Origin of the sequence: Methylocystis sp. MJC1 (assembly GCF_026427715.1) — a bacterium.
In the GTDB taxonomy this organism is placed as follows: domain Bacteria; phylum Pseudomonadota; class Alphaproteobacteria; order Rhizobiales; family Beijerinckiaceae; genus Methylocystis.
Window position 1 is genome coordinate 2,594,973 of record NZ_CP107558.1, and the last position, 15,105, is coordinate 2,610,077.

At 62.5% G+C, this 15,105-nt stretch carries 10 protein-coding genes and 2 pseudogenes; 6 read left to right on the forward strand and 6 right to left on the reverse strand.

The window, feature by feature from the left end:
- Nucleotides 1-32 precede the first annotated feature (32 nt).
- The gene (locus OGR47_RS12615) at nucleotides 33-4,748 is read left to right on the forward strand and encodes an ATP-binding protein (RefSeq protein WP_165051903.1); all 4,716 of its coding nucleotides are present in this window, start codon (nucleotides 33-35) and stop codon (nucleotides 4,746-4,748) included.
- Nucleotides 4,749-4,759: 11 nt separating this feature from the next.
- Here OGR47_RS12615 and OGR47_RS21905 read toward each other — a convergent pair.
- From OGR47_RS21905 to OGR47_RS12630, 4 genes and pseudogenes are all read right to left on the reverse strand, one after another.
- Nucleotides 4,760-4,870: pseudogene (locus tag OGR47_RS21905) on the reverse strand (hypothetical protein); the annotation flags it as partial.
- 30 nt (nucleotides 4,871-4,900) lie between these two features.
- Nucleotides 4,901-5,398 carry a Rab family GTPase gene (locus OGR47_RS12620; protein ID WP_165051905.1) on the reverse strand — a complete coding sequence of 166 codons (498 nt, stop codon included), beginning with the start codon at nucleotides 5,396-5,398 and terminating at the stop codon, nucleotides 4,901-4,903.
- Nucleotides 5,395-6,993 carry an OmpA family protein gene (locus OGR47_RS12625; RefSeq protein WP_165051907.1) on the reverse strand — a complete coding sequence of 533 codons (1,599 nt, stop codon included), beginning with the start codon at nucleotides 6,991-6,993 and terminating at the stop codon, nucleotides 5,395-5,397. Before OGR47_RS12625 ends, OGR47_RS12620 begins: the two co-directional genes overlap by 4 nt.
- 4 nt (nucleotides 6,994-6,997) lie before the next feature.
- Nucleotides 6,998-7,426: a hypothetical protein gene (locus OGR47_RS12630; RefSeq protein WP_165051910.1), complete on the reverse strand. Its 429-nt coding sequence runs from the start codon at nucleotides 7,424-7,426 to the stop codon at nucleotides 6,998-7,000.
- Nucleotides 7,427-7,639: 213 nt separating this feature from the next.
- Here OGR47_RS12630 and OGR47_RS21805 point away from each other — a divergent pair.
- A pseudogene (locus tag OGR47_RS21805) lies at nucleotides 7,640-7,924 on the forward strand (integration host factor subunit alpha); the annotation flags it as partial.
- A 242-nt stretch (nucleotides 7,925-8,166) separates the two neighbouring features.
- Here the strand turns inward: OGR47_RS21805 and OGR47_RS12640 are convergent.
- Complete coding sequence (locus OGR47_RS12640; RefSeq protein WP_165051914.1) at nucleotides 8,167-9,693, reverse strand: acyl-CoA synthetase; 1,527 nt, start codon at nucleotides 9,691-9,693, stop codon at nucleotides 8,167-8,169.
- Nucleotides 9,694-9,871: 178 nt separating this feature from the next.
- Between OGR47_RS12640 and OGR47_RS12645 the strand changes: the two genes are divergently transcribed.
- Nucleotides 9,872-10,909, forward strand: a complete 1,038-nt coding sequence (locus OGR47_RS12645; RefSeq protein WP_323809327.1) for an acyltransferase family protein — start codon at nucleotides 9,872-9,874, stop codon at nucleotides 10,907-10,909.
- A 117-nt stretch (nucleotides 10,910-11,026) separates the two neighbouring features.
- Nucleotides 11,027-11,803: a hypothetical protein gene (locus tag OGR47_RS12650; RefSeq protein ID WP_165051919.1), complete on the forward strand. Its 777-nt coding sequence runs from the start codon at nucleotides 11,027-11,029 to the stop codon at nucleotides 11,801-11,803.
- 166 nt (nucleotides 11,804-11,969) lie between these two features.
- Here the strand turns inward: OGR47_RS12650 and OGR47_RS12655 are convergent, their stop codons facing one another.
- The gene (locus OGR47_RS12655; protein ID WP_165051921.1) at nucleotides 11,970-12,911 is read right to left on the reverse strand and encodes a ribose-phosphate pyrophosphokinase; all 942 of its coding nucleotides are present in this window, start codon (nucleotides 12,909-12,911) and stop codon (nucleotides 11,970-11,972) included.
- Between the two features lie 206 nt (nucleotides 12,912-13,117).
- Here OGR47_RS12655 and mnmA point away from each other — a divergent pair, with 206 nt between their 5' ends.
- Both mnmA and OGR47_RS12665 read left to right on the forward strand, forming a co-directional pair.
- Nucleotides 13,118-14,359 (forward strand): tRNA 2-thiouridine(34) synthase MnmA, encoded by a 1,242-nt coding sequence (mnmA, locus tag OGR47_RS12660; RefSeq protein WP_165051924.1) that lies wholly within the window; start codon nucleotides 13,118-13,120, stop codon nucleotides 14,357-14,359.
- On the forward strand, nucleotides 14,356-15,078 hold the full coding sequence (locus tag OGR47_RS12665) for a class I SAM-dependent methyltransferase (protein WP_165051927.1): 723 nt from the start codon (nucleotides 14,356-14,358) through the stop codon (nucleotides 15,076-15,078). Before mnmA ends, OGR47_RS12665 begins: the two co-directional genes overlap by 4 nt.
- The last annotated feature ends 27 nt before the right edge of the window (nucleotides 15,079-15,105 follow it).

Below are 15,105 nucleotides of genomic sequence, written 5' to 3' on the forward strand. Positions count from 1 at the left end.
AGTCTGCCAGCTCGTTGCGGAACAAAGTGGAAATGAATATGCCTCCTTATTCGCTTAAGGAGGAAAGCTTGGCGCTGCCCGACATTAGCTTCGAGACGATTCGCCCTCACGACGACAGCCGCAACTCCGGGTTCGAAGAGCTATGCGCTCAACTGGCTTCGCTGGAGCCGGCGGAACCGAATTCGGCATTCTTTCGAAAAGGGCGCGGGGGTGATGCTGGCGTCGAATGTTTCCTCCGCCAAGCGGACGGATCGGAACGTGGATGGCAGGCGAAATACCTCTTCACCTGGGACGCCTCTCTTTCGCAACAACTCAGCGAATCAATTGAAACGGCGCTGATCAAACACCCAAAGTTGACCGATTACATTGTCTGCCTGCCGTTTGACCTGCCGGACGTGAAGCCTGCGAAAGGATTGAGCGCGCTCGCCAAGTGGGAAACTTGGAAAGCGAAGTGGGAAAAAACCGCAAAGGAAGCTGAGCGGAAGCTGCAAATTTACCTCTGGGATAAGAGCGCCCTCAGCAGCCGATTGTCGCGCGATGACGCGATGTACGCCGGCCGTCTGATCTATTGGTTCGGGGTTCAGTCTCTGACCAAAGGTTGGTTTGAAGACCAGTTCGAGAAAGCTCGGGCGGGCCTGGGTTCGCGATACACACCCGAGAGCAATGTCGAACTCCCGGTTCGGCAAAAGTTCCTGTCGCTGGTTCGCGACCCGAAGTTTGGGAAGGCGCTGGCCCGATGGGCCACCGGGCTGAGAGAAAAAGGGAGTTCCACCCTCCGAGCGATCAAAGAAGCGGTTCCGGTGGGCGAAGAAGACAATCATACCCGGCCGCTGGAGCAGGCGCTGGATGATCTCACCGATCGTCTGCGAGCCAGACCTGTCGAAGCAGATACCCCGCTGCCGCTACAGGAATGGTCCGATAGCGCTTCGCGTTGTCTGGCGTGCGCGCGTTCAGCGCTGAGCTGGACGTTTGGAATACCGCCCGGAAAGCCAAGATCGTCGGGGATCGACCCGCAACGCTGGGCTCAGCACAATTTGCATCGGCTGCTCGATCTACTCAGCGAAGTTCGCGACTCGTTGGACTCTGACGTTTGGCATCTCGCCAACTGCCAGGCTGTGCTGCTGGAGGGACCCGCCGGTATCGGTAAATCGCACCTCCTTGCTGATGTCGTCGAACACCAAATTCACCTAGGCCGGCCGGCGCTTCTGGTACTCGGAAGTTCGCTCACTGACAGCGAGCCATGGCGACAGATCATGGCGGAGTTGGATCTTCCTTCTACTCAGCAGGTGAAGCATTTCCTCGGTAGCATGGATGCGGTTGCGCAGGCTGCTGGCGTGCGCGCCCTCATCTGCGTCGATGCTCTCAACGAGCGGCATGGTTTAGACATTTGGCCGACCCGTCTGGCCGCTTTTCTGAAGACCGTCGAACCGTTCAAAAACGTCGGCGTCGCACTGTCATGCCGATCGACGTTTGTCGCGCATGTCGTGCCTGAGGATGTCGATGAAGCGCACCTCGCCCGCATTGAGCACCCTGGATTTGGTGGGGAAAGCGGTGCCGCCGCGAAAATGTACTTGAGCAAACGCGGCGTCGTTCGACCCGGCGCACCCAACTTGGTGCCAGAGTTTGAGAACCCGCTTTTTCTAAAGACCTGTTGCGACTTCCTCGAGCGGGAAGGCCGGCGAGAATTGCCGCGCGGACTTCTTGGTGTCACGGCGATTTTCGGCTTCTACAACGAGGCGGTCGCCAAGCAGCTAAGCCGACGCATGAAGCTCGATCCGGCTTTAGGGATCGTGAAGTCCGCTATCGATGGCTTTGCCAAGCTGCTGCTGGACGCGCGGCAAAACTATGTAACCCGGGAAGACGCCATCAAACTTTTCGAACAGATATTGCCATCGGGAGGCCGCATCGAGCGCTGCCTTCTGACTCAACTCGAGAGCGAAGGCCTGCTGTCGGTCGAAATGGTGCGCCAGGACGACGACTCGCTTCGCGCGATGGTGCGCTTCACGTTCGAGCGCTTCAGCGATCACGCCATAGCCTCGCGCGTGCTCGATGAACATCTTGCACTCGGGGGTGTGGATAAGGCGTTTGCCGATGGCACGCGTCTACGCGAGATCGTTTTCGGCGAAGAGAGCTATCGTTACGCGGGGATCATCGAGGCCCTGGCCGTTCAGCTTCCTGAGCGTGCCGATGTCGAGCTACTCGACGTTGGGAAGCCTACCTGGGAAACGAGAAACGCGTTTGAAGAGAGCCTGCTTTGGCGTGACCAAGCTCATTTTTCGGATCGCACGTTTGAGCTGGTCCGCGAGTTTCTCGCACACCGCGAGAGCGATGTGCTGCTGTCGGTAGCGACGGAGCCAGCCAACAAGTTCAACGCCCTTTACCTAGATAAGCGCCTGCGTGATTACTCCATGCCGGAGCGCGATGGCAAATGGTCGCTTTACGTCGCTGATCATGGGGACAACGAGGGCGGTGCTATCGAGACACTCATCACCTGGGGACTGGAGAACGGCACCGAGGCGATCGAGGCTGATCGCGCGGAACTCGCTGCGATTGCGCTGGGATGGCTATTAAGCACCTCGAACCGTTGGGTGCGCGATCGCGCAACAAAGTCCCTGGCCGTCATATTCGCCAAACGTCTGGACCTTGCCGCGTCGATCCTTCGTCGCTTCAACAATGTGGACGACCTGTATGTTTTAGAGCGGCTATATGCGGGTGCGTACGGTGCAGTCCTGCAGGGCGTAGCGAGCAATTGCCGCGGCGAGCTTGCTGCCACCGTGTTTGATTTAGTGTTCGCCAAGGGAACGCCGCCAGCAAACATCCTGCTCCGAGACAACGCCTACGGTATCATCAAGTACGTAGAGATGCGGGGCGAGCTACCGGCCATAGTTGACCAAGCTCTCTTCGAACCGCCCTACAAAAGCCCTTGGCCGCCCGAGCGTGTGCCGGATCGGATCATCGAATCTTTCACGATGGACTATGGAAAAGGGCAGCGTTTCACTGACGCGATCGTCAGCTCTACGGTCCATGATGGCGACTTCGCTCGTTACGTCATCGACAGTCGCTTGCACGATTGGAGCCCAGAACCAATCGGGTCGACCGCTTACCCGACTTACAGAGAAGTGTGCCTATCCTGGGTGCGAGAGTTTGAGGAAAGCGCGACACCAGAACAGATCAGCGCGCTCAGCGCAATCCTCGATGCTGCAGCCACGATGGAGGGAACGCGTTTGTTACCTCGTGGCGAGAAGGACGCTCTCGACCTAGCGAACGACCACTTTCAATCCCTCCTCACTGAAGAACAGTGGGAGGACTACCGGGTCCGCGCAAAACATTTCATCGCCTTCACCCTTTTTGCCCCCCACCGGAGCGAGCAGCAAGCTCGCTTCAACACCCAATGGACGCGCCGATGGATCTGCAAGCGCGCTCATGATCTGGGCTGGACGGCTGAGCGTTTCGGACAAAGAGATCGTGGACGCGGTAGCGACCGCCATGACCATCGCGTCGAGCGAATCGGCAAGAAATACCAATGGCTGGCCCTGTACGAACTCGCAGCCCGGATGTCCGACAATCTAGCGTTCCTAGGCGGTTACGGCGACTATCAGGAGGGCGAGGATCGGGGCTATGGGAGCGCGCGTGAGTTACGCATGCGCGACATCGACCCCTCCCTCCTCGTCACACGAACAAATTACGATAGTTGGGCGCAATGGGAGCGAACTTGGTGGGTACCAATGGAGCCCAAGCTCCAGTCAGTGAGCCCCTCCGAACGGATTGCTTGGTTGAACAGTGACCAGGACGTCGTCAACGACGCTTCGCTGATCGACGTCTTGAATCCAAAAACCAAACAGCGATGGCTGTGTCTTCACGCCTTCGCCAGTTGGCGTCAGCAAGGAATGGTTGATGATCGCGAAGAGTTGGAGCGCGACACTTGGTTCCGTCTGCATTGCGTGGTCGTGAAAAAGGAAGACGAAAAGAAGCTCCTCCGCGACCTTTCAAAGAAGACGCTGACCGACCCTCACGGCCTGCCTCATATCGAGCTGCATGGTGACTACTTCCTGGGCGAGTACCCTTGGCATCCATCCGTCAATCGGTTCGGCGATTGGACTGTGCCTGGGGAATGGCGCGCGCGCGCAGTGCCTACGCGCGCGACGGTGGCCGACTACATGTGCGAGCGCGGTGGCTATGACTATTCGCTCGACGAGACGGTTCACGTCGAGTTGCCGGCGCCGTGGCTGGCCAGTGCACTACGCATTTGTCTTTCCGACGGGCGAAAGCTGAACTATGTCGACGTCAACGGAAACGTGGTTTTCTATGATCCCTCCGTTACCGAGATTGGGCCTCAAGCAGCCCTTGTCGATCGTAATGCATTCTTAGCGATGCTTGAACGAGAAGGGCTTGCAGCCGTTTGGGTCATCGCCGGCGAAAAGAGCGTATACGGAGGCCGCGATGCCTTCGGAGGACGGGCGCTTCACACCGCCGTCTACCATCTCGACAGTGAAGGATTTAAGCGCCAGATCCATCGGGAGCGGGAGGATCCATCACCAAGCCAACTTCAGGCGCTGTTCTGGCCAGAAAAGGTGCCGCTTGGCCTGACGGTTCGGTCATCGCCGAAGTCTCAAGCTCCCGCAAAGACGGGGGCCGCAAAGCCTAAGTCCGCAAAGCCGAAGGCTCGGCGGCAATCAAAAAAAAGCCCGGCGAGCGGCCCGGCTTCCTCCGGCCTCGCCATCCTGTGCAGCAAGACGCCCAAAAGATAAAGCGCCTCGAAATGCGTCGGGATCTTGTCGACGACTTTCCTCAGAAGGCGTTCGGCCGCTGCCGGGTTCCCCTCGCGGAAGAGGCGCTTGGCCTTCTCGATCTTCTCACTTTCGCGGTCCAAGGCTGCTCCGAAGGGTTTGCGCTCCGCGCACTACCTCGCCCGTCGCCAGATCGCATGGCCGAGCGACAGAAACATTTCCGCCACCCCCTGCCCCGTCTTGGCGCTCGTATAAACCGCGTCGAATTGCGATAAGGACGCGTCGGCTGCGAACTGGGGCGCGAGGTCGATCTTATTGACGATCGCCGCCACAGGACGGCCCGGAAATTTTTCTTCGAAACCGGTCGCGAGGCTCGCCATCTTTACGAGCGTCGCAGGACGCGTCACATCGGCGACGATAATTGCGGCCGAGGCGCCTGCGAGATAGACCGTCTCGAAAATCCGCAGGCCGAAATCCCCGTCCGTATCCCACAGGACGAAACGCAATGTTGCATTATCGGCTTCGGCGCCGAGGTCGACGTCATGGGTGAGCACGTCGACGCCAATCGTCGTCTTGTACTCGCTCTCGAACCGATCGAAGACGAAACGGCGCGCAAGCGATGATTTTCCGACGCCGATATCCCCGAGCAGCATGACTTTCGCCGACGTCACCTGGCAAACTCTCCCGCGAAGGGCAATTCGAAGGACACGCGACGGCTGTGCAGTTCCGCATTGGGGTCGCCGATCGGATTGTAGGTCGAGCGCGAAACGAGCGCCAGCCGGTTGCGCGCGACGCCGCGCTCGACGAGCATCGCTATGACCCTCTCCGCGCGCTTGCGCGAGACAAACCGATTTCGGCCCGTCGTGCCCACTTCGTCGGCATAGCCGACGACGCGGACGCCCTCGCCGCTCGTTTTGAGAAGCGACGCCAGCTCGTCGAGGCCGGCGGCGACGGCGGCGGGGTCGAGAAATGTATCGAGCTCTGCGAAGAAGATGGCGAAAGTGTCCGCGAAACGCCGGAGCTTGGCGCGCGGCTCTTCCTGTTCCGCCTTGAGGCGCTGCAGGGCCGCGCGCGCCTCGCCGAGCTCGCCGCGGAGCGTCTCCATCTGTGCGACAGGCGCTACCGCGGTGACGTCGCTGGCGACGCGATAGGGTTCGGCCGCTGCGACGAGCGCCGCGACGAGCGCCCGAGGCTCTGTCTCATCGGCGGCGAGCCCGCGCACAACGACGATTCCCACTTGATGGTCGATCTCGAGATGGAGCGGATACTTTCCTAAAGCAGGATGGCCGACCATCGCCACGCCGTAAGCCTCGCGGATGCGCCTTTCGCGCCATCCGTGCAGCATCGAATCCCAGGCGAGCCAAACGCCGAGAAACGCCAGCGCGGCGCTGAAAATGACCAACGGAGCCTTGCTCGTCCTCGATTTCTCAGCGGCGAGCGCTTCATTCAACATATCTCCCAGAGCGGTAGACGTGGACGAAGACGCGTCCGCCTCGTGCCGCTCGACGATCGAGAGAAAGGTTTCGTCGAGACGGCGCTCCATTCGGCGCGACAATTGGCCGCCGAATTCGCCCGCGACGATCACGCGCGGAGAGGCGCGCAAGAATACGATGCCCGAGCCGATGTCGAGCATGCGCAATTCACCGCCTTGATAGGCGTAAACATTCGCTGCGAATTCGGTGATCGCGGCAATCAGGCCGCTTTGAAGATCGGCGTTGCCGCCCTCCCCGCCTTCCTCCGCCGACCATATCGCGAGCAGGCGGCCGCTACCTCGCTCGAGCAGCAGCGCGCGCTTCAAACGACCGGCCTCGGCTTCGGCAAGCGCGACTTCCGCCATCGAGCGGCCGGTCAGCAGAGCGCGCAGCCGCAAACGCCACGAGTTTGCCGAAATGAGCGCTTCGATGCGCGCATTGAGGCTTTCGACGAGGTCACGGAAAGCGCTCGCGACCGTCACCGTCACGAGGCGGCCCATGATCGGGTACAGCGCCTCGATCATCATATCTTTGGAGCTGCGAATCTCGGCGCGGACGATTGATACGACCGAAGGCGCCAGCGCGGCGGTAAGGTCACGCGGACGTTTATGTTCCGCGCGCTTGAACGCCTCGACCATAACGTCGCCTGACGAAATGGCGAATTTCTTCTCGTCCCCGACGCGCGCGTCGATCCTGTCGAGGCGTGCGGTTGTCTCGTCGAGACGCTGGGCGGTCTCTCCAAGTAAAAGCGACTTTACTTTCTCGAAGGCCTCGACCCCACTAGGCGCCGGCATCGCCTCAAGCCTTCCGCTTCTCGCTCATAGCCTTGATTATATAGCCCAATTCAACAATCGCGCCGCCGATGGCCTCAAACGACTCCAACCGGTTTTTCTCGGTTTCCTGAGAAAGTTCGAGGATGGCCGCGTCGAGCGCGTCGAAGCGCGCCAGGAATTCCTTGCGCGTCTCTTCTAACCTGGCTTCCAGAACGTTGAATTGGCGCTCGGTCTCCCGCTTCGTGGCGCCGAAAAGCAGCTCGCGCATCTGCTCCATCGGATCGAACATCAGACCGATGGAGGCCATATCAGGCAGCTGCTGCGGTTTTTCTTCGTAACTGCCGTTGTTCATTTTGTTTCTAAGACTCCCTGCACGCAACGAATGACAAGCAAGACGCCAATCTAGAGCCGTCCACAGACGCGGTTGTAACACGCGACGCGTAAAATGCGACACATCGTGACGAAAGTCATGGAGTTATAGTGACCAACAGCACTGTCGTGACGCGGGCAAAGCGCTCTAATTCGCAGCAAGTCAATGACGCTGCTTGTTTATGGACCTGCGGCGCAAGATGCTGGGGAAGGCTCCATGCTCATGTCGACCGCAGACGCATCCACCAAAAACCGGCCGACAACGGCGGCGAGCCCTTTGGAGGAGCAAGAACAAAGCATACGCGGCACGCTCACGCGACAAGACATCGCATTGGCGATCTTCGAACGCGTCAATGGGATTTCGAGACGCGAAGCCAAGCGCCTGACGGATTGCGTCATCGACGAGATAGTTTCGACGCTCATATCCGGCGAAACCCTTAAACTGCACGACTTTGGCTCATTCGTCGTGCGCGATAAGCACAAGCGCGCCGGCCGCAATCCGCGCACGGGCGCGCCTGTGCCGATCGAGGCGCGCCGGGTCGTCGTCTTCAAGGCCTCACCGACCATTAAAGCGGCCATCAACGACGCTCAGACGCGCCAAGGCGGCGCGAAGCCGTCGCGACAGCAATCGCGCGGCAGCGCCGGCGACATGCCGGTTTGCGCGCCGGCAATGGAAAAAGACTGATCCATCCGATCGCATTGCCCCGCGACGGATGATGGAGCCCGGCCGCGCCGACTTGCCCGAGGCGCGGTCGGGCCAATTCGCTTAAGCCGACAGTAATTGTCGCCATTCGGGGCGGCTTGGCCGCTTAGAGTAACGACGCCTCAAATGGGCAGCGCTTTCCGATTCAGCTTGCCGTTCGCGTTACGCGGCAAGGCTTCCAGAAAGACGACGGCGCGCGGCCGCTTGTAAGCGGCAAGATGCTCGTGGCAATGCGAAAGGATCGCCGCTTCGTCGCAGGACGCATTGTCGCGCATGACGACATAGGCCTTGATGATTGTCGCATCCGCATCGCGGCCGGGACGCTCCGCCGCGGCGGCTTCGGCGACGTGGGGAAAGGCGAGAAGGCATTTCTCCACTTCCGCCGGCGAAACGCGATAGCCGCCGGCGTTCATGACCTCATCGGCGCGGCCGTGATGATGCATGTAGCCCTCGGCGTCGAATTCGACGAGATCGCCCGATACGAACCAGTCGCCGCGAAACGCCTCGCGCTCTTCGTCCGGGCGGTTCCAGTAACCGAGCATCAGGCCCGGTTCGTCGCGGCGCACCGCGAGCACGCCGGTCTCGCCTGCCGGCAGCGGCGTTTCGCCGCCCTCAGGCGGCAGAGCCGCCACCATCCGGCTCGGCTGCGGACGGCCGGGAGAGCCAGGATGCACCGGGGTCGTCGGCCCGCTCGAAATGAAGGTCGAGCACTCGCTCATGCCGAAAGCTTCGTAAATGTCCTTGCCGGTGCGCGCGCGCCATTCCGCCAGGAGGCTCGGCGGCAGCGCGGCGCCGGCCGAGAGACAATGCCGCAGGTTCGTGAGATCGGCAGTCTCTGGCGCTGCGTATTTCAACATCTGCCGATAGACACCCGGCACGGCGGCGAAGACCGTGGCGCGGTGCTCGGCGATGAGACGCGGCCACACGGCCGGGTCGGGATGGCCGTTATAGAGGACGGCCGAGCCCCCCGCCGACAAGGGATCGACAATCCCGACGCCAAGCGTATAGGTCCAGTTGATCGCGCCGGCATGCAGCATGACATCGCCAGGGCCGAGCCCCGTCCAATGCGCCCGCATCGGGCGGCGGCCCCAGGCGGCGCGATGGGCGTGAAGCACGCCTTTCGGCCGGCTCGTCGTGCCGGAGGTATAGACGAGATAGGCGGGGTCGTCCGCGCCGGTATCGGCGTAATCGTCGAGCGGCGCGCTTTCGGCAAGCTGCGCGAGATCGGCGCCGCGCAGCACGATGGCGCTCCCCTCATGCGCCTCCCCCTCGAAAGCGGCGCCGAGCGCCAGCGCGGCGGCGGCGCAATCCTTCAGCAGGAAATCCGCTTCTTCGAAAGTGAGCTGCGAGGAGGCGAGCAGCGGCACATAGCCCGCCGCGATCGCGGCGAAATAGGCCAACGCCGCATTGGCTTCATTGCCCATGCGGATCATGACGCGGGCGCCCGGCGCCAGCCCCAGCGCACGCAACCCGGCCGCAAGCCGGCGCACTTTCAGATCGAGTTCCGCATGGGTCCAGCGTAGCGCGCCTGCGTCGCCGACGACGGTGATGGCCGTCGCGTCCGGCCGCAGGCGGGCGTTTTCCGCCAGGCAGTAGCGGGCCAGATTGAAACGGGCGGGAACGGGTTCTCGAACGAAGGTCTGCGTCATCGGCGCCTTTTCGCACCAGCTGAGCCGCCTTCGCAAGCCTCGCGCATTGCCCTTCGGTCCGCGGCGGCGCGGCGGCGGCGCATGGGTCAATAATTCTTTGTTAGCGACCCCAATTCAAACTGGATCGACGGCAGCCTTTCGCTCGCCTTCAGGCATTTTTCCAGGACATCTCTTAACCATGACCGGGTCTTTTCGCTTTTTTCTCGCGGTCAGCGTGGTCCTTTCCCACCTCGCTGGCTCAAGTTATTGTCAACACATCGGATATTATTCTGTCAGCTGCTTTTTTATACTGTCGAGCTACGCCATGACCGCGGCGCTTCACGAGTGCTATCGTTTCGACGCCAAAAGCTTCTGGCTGAACCGCTTTTTGAGGCTGGGGCCGACATATCTGGCGGCCTGCCTGTTGACCTTCGTCGCCGTTGCGATTTTTCCCCTCCAGTCGGCGAGCTTCATGCCGCGGTGGGGCTTTCCCGCGACCTTCGCCGACATCGTTGAAAACCTTCTCGTCGTTCCGATCGTGTTTTTCAGGGCCAATCAGTTCATCTTCATCGAGCCAGCCTGGTCGCTCTCCGTCGAGATCATCATGTACGGGGTATTGTTTCTCCTTGTCGCGCGAAGCCCCGCTTTTGCGTTCTATGGTTTCGCGCTCGGCTTTTACTTGCATCTCGTCGCGACGCTGCGCGCCCTCTCCTTCGACCAAATCTACTTTTCCGTCGATGGCGCGGTGATGGGTTTCTCGATCGGCGCGCTCGCCTACTTCTGGCGCCGCCAAAGCGCATTGTGCATCCCGCCTCTCGCCGCCGTCCTTGCGCTCGGCCTATGGATGATCAATTTCTTCGCCGAAGGCGTTCTCGCGCCGGCGAATTACGCGATCGGCGCGGGCTTCTATTTCAATATCCTTCTCACCACGCCGGTCGTCGTAGCGCTCGCGGAAATGAAAACCGGGCCGATCCTCACCCGCGTCGACCGCCTGCACGGCGATTTGAGCTACCCGATCTATCTCGTGCAATGGCTGGGGGGCTTTGCCGGCTACATGCTGCTCGCCAGCCCGGCCATCCGCGGCTGGGAGCTGTTCTTCGCCTCGGTCGCGCCGATTCTCCTGATCGCCGGCGCGCTGTCCTGGCTGCAAGGCGTCTTCGTCGAGCCGCTCCGATCGACAATTCGCCAGGGGGCGACAGAGGCGCGGGCGGGCGCCGCCATGCAGCCGGCCGAATAACAAACCCGAGGGATCGCGTTCGTTAACCAATCAGCAAGCATGCCGAGAGGCGGTTCTTTCGCAACCGTGGGTTTGGCGCGCATTTTCATCAAAAGCGATTCATGCAGGAGCCGCGGCGTGGCGAAGAAGAAACCGCAAGCCTCGAAAACATCCTCCGCCGGATTGGCCGTGGCGGTCGGGCTCGCCTGCGGAACCGCGGGCTACTTCCTCGGGAAACATAGCGCCTCGGTCGAACAAAGCGTCTCGGCTTTGGTGAACGCCGAAAAGCCGGCCGCGCCGGCGGCAAAAACCGCGCCTGAGCAAAAACGCGCCGATGCGCCCGGCGCCATCAAAACGGCGGACAAGTCGGAGCTAGCGCGCCTGCTGAAGGGCGCGGCGACGAAGCCCGCCGAGCCCAAAGGCGCAGCGGAAGAAATCCCGACGCCGCCTGCGAAGCCCGACCTTGCCCTCAGAGCGGAGCCGCCGAAGCCCGACGACGCCGAGCCGGACTCCGCCAAGCCCGATCCCGTGAGGCCGGACTTCCCCCATCCGCCGGCCCCGATCGCTTTCACCTTTTTGAATAGGGAAATATCGCAAAGCGGCGACGCCGGCGCGCGGGTGACGCTTTCCCTCAACTTCGAGAATCTCGCCGGCAAAGCGATCCGCGCCTTCGAGGGCGTGATGAAGCTCACCGACCAGCAGGACAGGAACATCTACAGCACGAAGATCGCCGTGAGCGCGCTGATCTCGGAAGGAGGCGCCATCCGCTGGGACGAGCAAATCGACGCGGGCAAGCTCGACGAAAAGAGCCGGCGCCTCGTGAGCGAGGACCGGGACAATCTGAAGGCGGTCTTTCTGGTGAAGAAAGTGTTCTTCGTCGACGGCAGCGTGCGCAAATTCGACGCGCGGGGCTAACCTGGGAAGCGTGATACGAAGTCCGCGCGATTGGAGCGGTGTCATTCCCGACGCTCGCAAAGCGAGCGATCGGGAATCCAGAGCAAAAGCGCTATTTTGGCTCTGGATTCCCGGTCGGGCTTTCAGCCCGCCGGGAATGACAAAAGCCCACCGCGGGCGGTGCCGCTCAATCGAACAGGCTCGACACGCTCTCCTCGCGCGCCGTGCGGGCGATCGCCTCGCCGATCAGCGGGCCGATGGGGATCACGCGGATATTATGCGCCGCCTTCACGGCGTCGGTCTCGCGGATCGTATCGGTGATGACGAGCTCCTTGAGCTTCGAGGCGGTGATGCGATCGACCGCCGCGCCCGACAGCACGCCATGGGTGATGTAGGCGTGGACCGACTCCGCTCCCGCCGCGAGCAGCGCGTCGGCGGCGTTGCAAAGCGTGCCGCCCGAGTCGACGATGTCGTCGACCAGGATGCAGTTATGGCCGGCGACGTCGCCGATGATGTTCATCACTTCCGACTCGCCCGCCCGCTCGCGGCGCTTGTCGACGATCGCCAGCGGGGCGTCGATGCGCTTGGCGAGCGCCCGGGCGCGCACCACGCCGCCGACGTCCGGCGAAACGACCATGACGTTCTTCAAATGCCGATGCGCCTTGATGTCGGCCACCATCACCGGCGCGGCGAAGAGGTTGTCGGTCGGAATATCGAAGAAGCCCTGCACCTGGCCGGCGTGGAGGTCGACGGTGAGAACGCGGTCGGCGCCGGCGCGGGTGATGAGATTGCTGACAAGCTTGGCCGAGATCGGCGTGCGCCCGCCCTGCTTGCGATCCTGGCGGGCGTAACCAAAATAAGGGATCACCGCCGTGATGCGCCGGGCCGACGCGCGGCGGAGCGCGTCGATCATGATCAAGAGCTCCATCAGATGGTCATTCGCCGGAAAGGACGAGGACTGGATCACGAAAGTGTCCTGGCCGCGGACATTTTCCAAAACCTCGACCCAGATCTCCTGATCAGCGAAACGCCGCACATGGGCGCGGCAGAGCGGCATTGAGAGATGCGCCGCAATAGCCTCGGCGAGGGCCCGGTTCGAATTGCCCGCCAGAAGTTTCATCGCCGCCATGGACCTGTCCTTACACCCGCTACAGTTTGCGGCGTCTTAGCAGCCATGCGGCCAAGGAACAATATGACGCTGATATGGCGCACACCTTTCCCGGATGCGATTGCCTCGCGGCCGGGTAATGCTCTAAATGGCAGCATGCCGGACTTTTTGCCGCGGCGCGGCATGGGCGCCGGCCTTCGACAACTCCAAGGCATAGCCTCCAGAAGATGACGATTTGCACCAGCGCTGCGGATGAAATCTCGACCCTGCCCGCGTCGCCGGGTGGGGCGCGCGCCGTCGTCGCAATGTCCGGGGGCGTGGATTCCAGCGTCGTGGCGGCCCTTCTCAAGGAGCAGGGCTATGACGTCGTTGGCGTAACGCTCCAGCTTTATGACCACGGCGAGGCCACCCACCGCAAGGGCGCCTGCTGCGCCGGCCAGGACATTCAGGACGCCCGCGCCGTGGCGGCGCGCCTCGGCATCCCGCATTTCGTGCTCGATTACGAGCGGCGCTTCCACGAGAGGGTGATCGAGGAGTTCGCCGCCTCCTACGCCAGCGGCGAGACGCCGGTCCCCTGCATCGCCTGCAATCAATTCATCAAATTCGCGGACCTCTTCGAGACCGCGAAGGACCTCGGCGCGGATATTCTGGCGACCGGCCATTATATTTCCTCGCGCGACGATGGCGAGGGCGGGAGGGCGCTTTACCGCGCCAAGGACGCCTCCCGTGACCAGAGCTATTTCCTCTTCGCGACGACGCGCGAGCAGCTGAAGATGCTGCGCTTCCCGCTGGGCGACTACACCAAGACGGAGGTGCGCGACATGGCGCGCCGCTTCTCGCTCGATGTGGCCGATAAGCCGGATAGCCAGGACATCTGCTTCGTTCCGAGCGGGCGCTACACGGATATCGTGCAGAGGCTCGCCCCGCAGTCCGTGGTTCCGGGCGAGATCGTGCATATCGACGGGCGGGTGCTCGGCCGTCATGCCGGTGTCGTCCATTATACGATAGGTCAAAGACGGGGTCTCGGCCTCGGCGCCGCCGTCGCGGGGCGCGACGCCCAGCCGCTTTTCGTGGTGCGCATCGACGCGGCGAAAGCCCAAGTCGTCGTCGGCCCGCGCGAGGCGCTGGAAACGCGCGCGGTCGCCTTGCGCGATGTGAACTGGATCGGCCCTGGCGCGTTGTCTCAATTGCCGCCGCAGGGGATCGACATCATGGCCCGCGTTCGCTCCACCCGACCGCCCGTCCCTGCGCGGCTCGTCGCGCGTGAGGGCAAGGAGGCGACGGTCGTCTTCGCGACGGGCGAGTTCGGGGTGTCGCCGGGCCAGGCCTGCGTGTTCTACGACCCCGCCGATGACGGCGCGCGCGTGCTGGGAGGCGGCTTCATCGCTGCGGTCGAGCCGGCGAGACAGAGCGTTCCCGTCATGGCGCAGACGCCGCGCGCCGCAACCGCGCAAAGGGCGCCGAGATGACCGAAGCGAGAGAATCCAGCCGCGAGATCGAGTCGCTGGACACTGGCGACGTCGAGGCCGCTTACGCGCGCTGGGCGCCGATCTACGACCTCGCATTCACCGCCGTGTTTCGCCCCGGGCGCCGCGCCCTCGCGGCGGCGGCCTCCAAGGCGGACGGCCCGATCCTCGACGTCGGCGTCGGCACCGGGCTCGAGCTCCCGATGTTCGAGCCTCATAATCAGGTCTACGGCGTCGATCTCTGCGAGCCGATGCTGCGCCGCGCCAGCGAGCGCGTGCGCCGGCAGGGGCTGAGCCATGTGGTGGCCCTCTGCAAGATGGACGCGACGCGCATGGGCTTCGCGGATTCGACCTTCGCCTGCGTCTGCGCCCCCTTCGTGCTGACCGTGGCGCCTGAGCCCGAAGCCATGCTCGACGAATTGGGACGCGTCGTGCGGCCGGGCGGCGAGATCATCCTCGTCAACCATGTCAGCCGCAAGGACGATCCCTTCGCGATATTCGAGCATTGGCTCGACCGCCATGTCGCGCCCAAGCTCGGCTGGCGCCCGCAATTCCCCTGGGCGATCATCGGCGACTGGATCGACCGTCGCCCCGAGATGCGGCTGGTCGAGCGCCGGCGACTGGCGCCCTTCGGCCTCTTCACTTTCGTGCGCATCAAGCGCCTGCCGGTCGGCCAGATCGCCGAAACTCCTGAGACACAAGCCGAACTCGAATACGCCTGAGCACTGGCGCCAAGGCGCGAGGCGCGC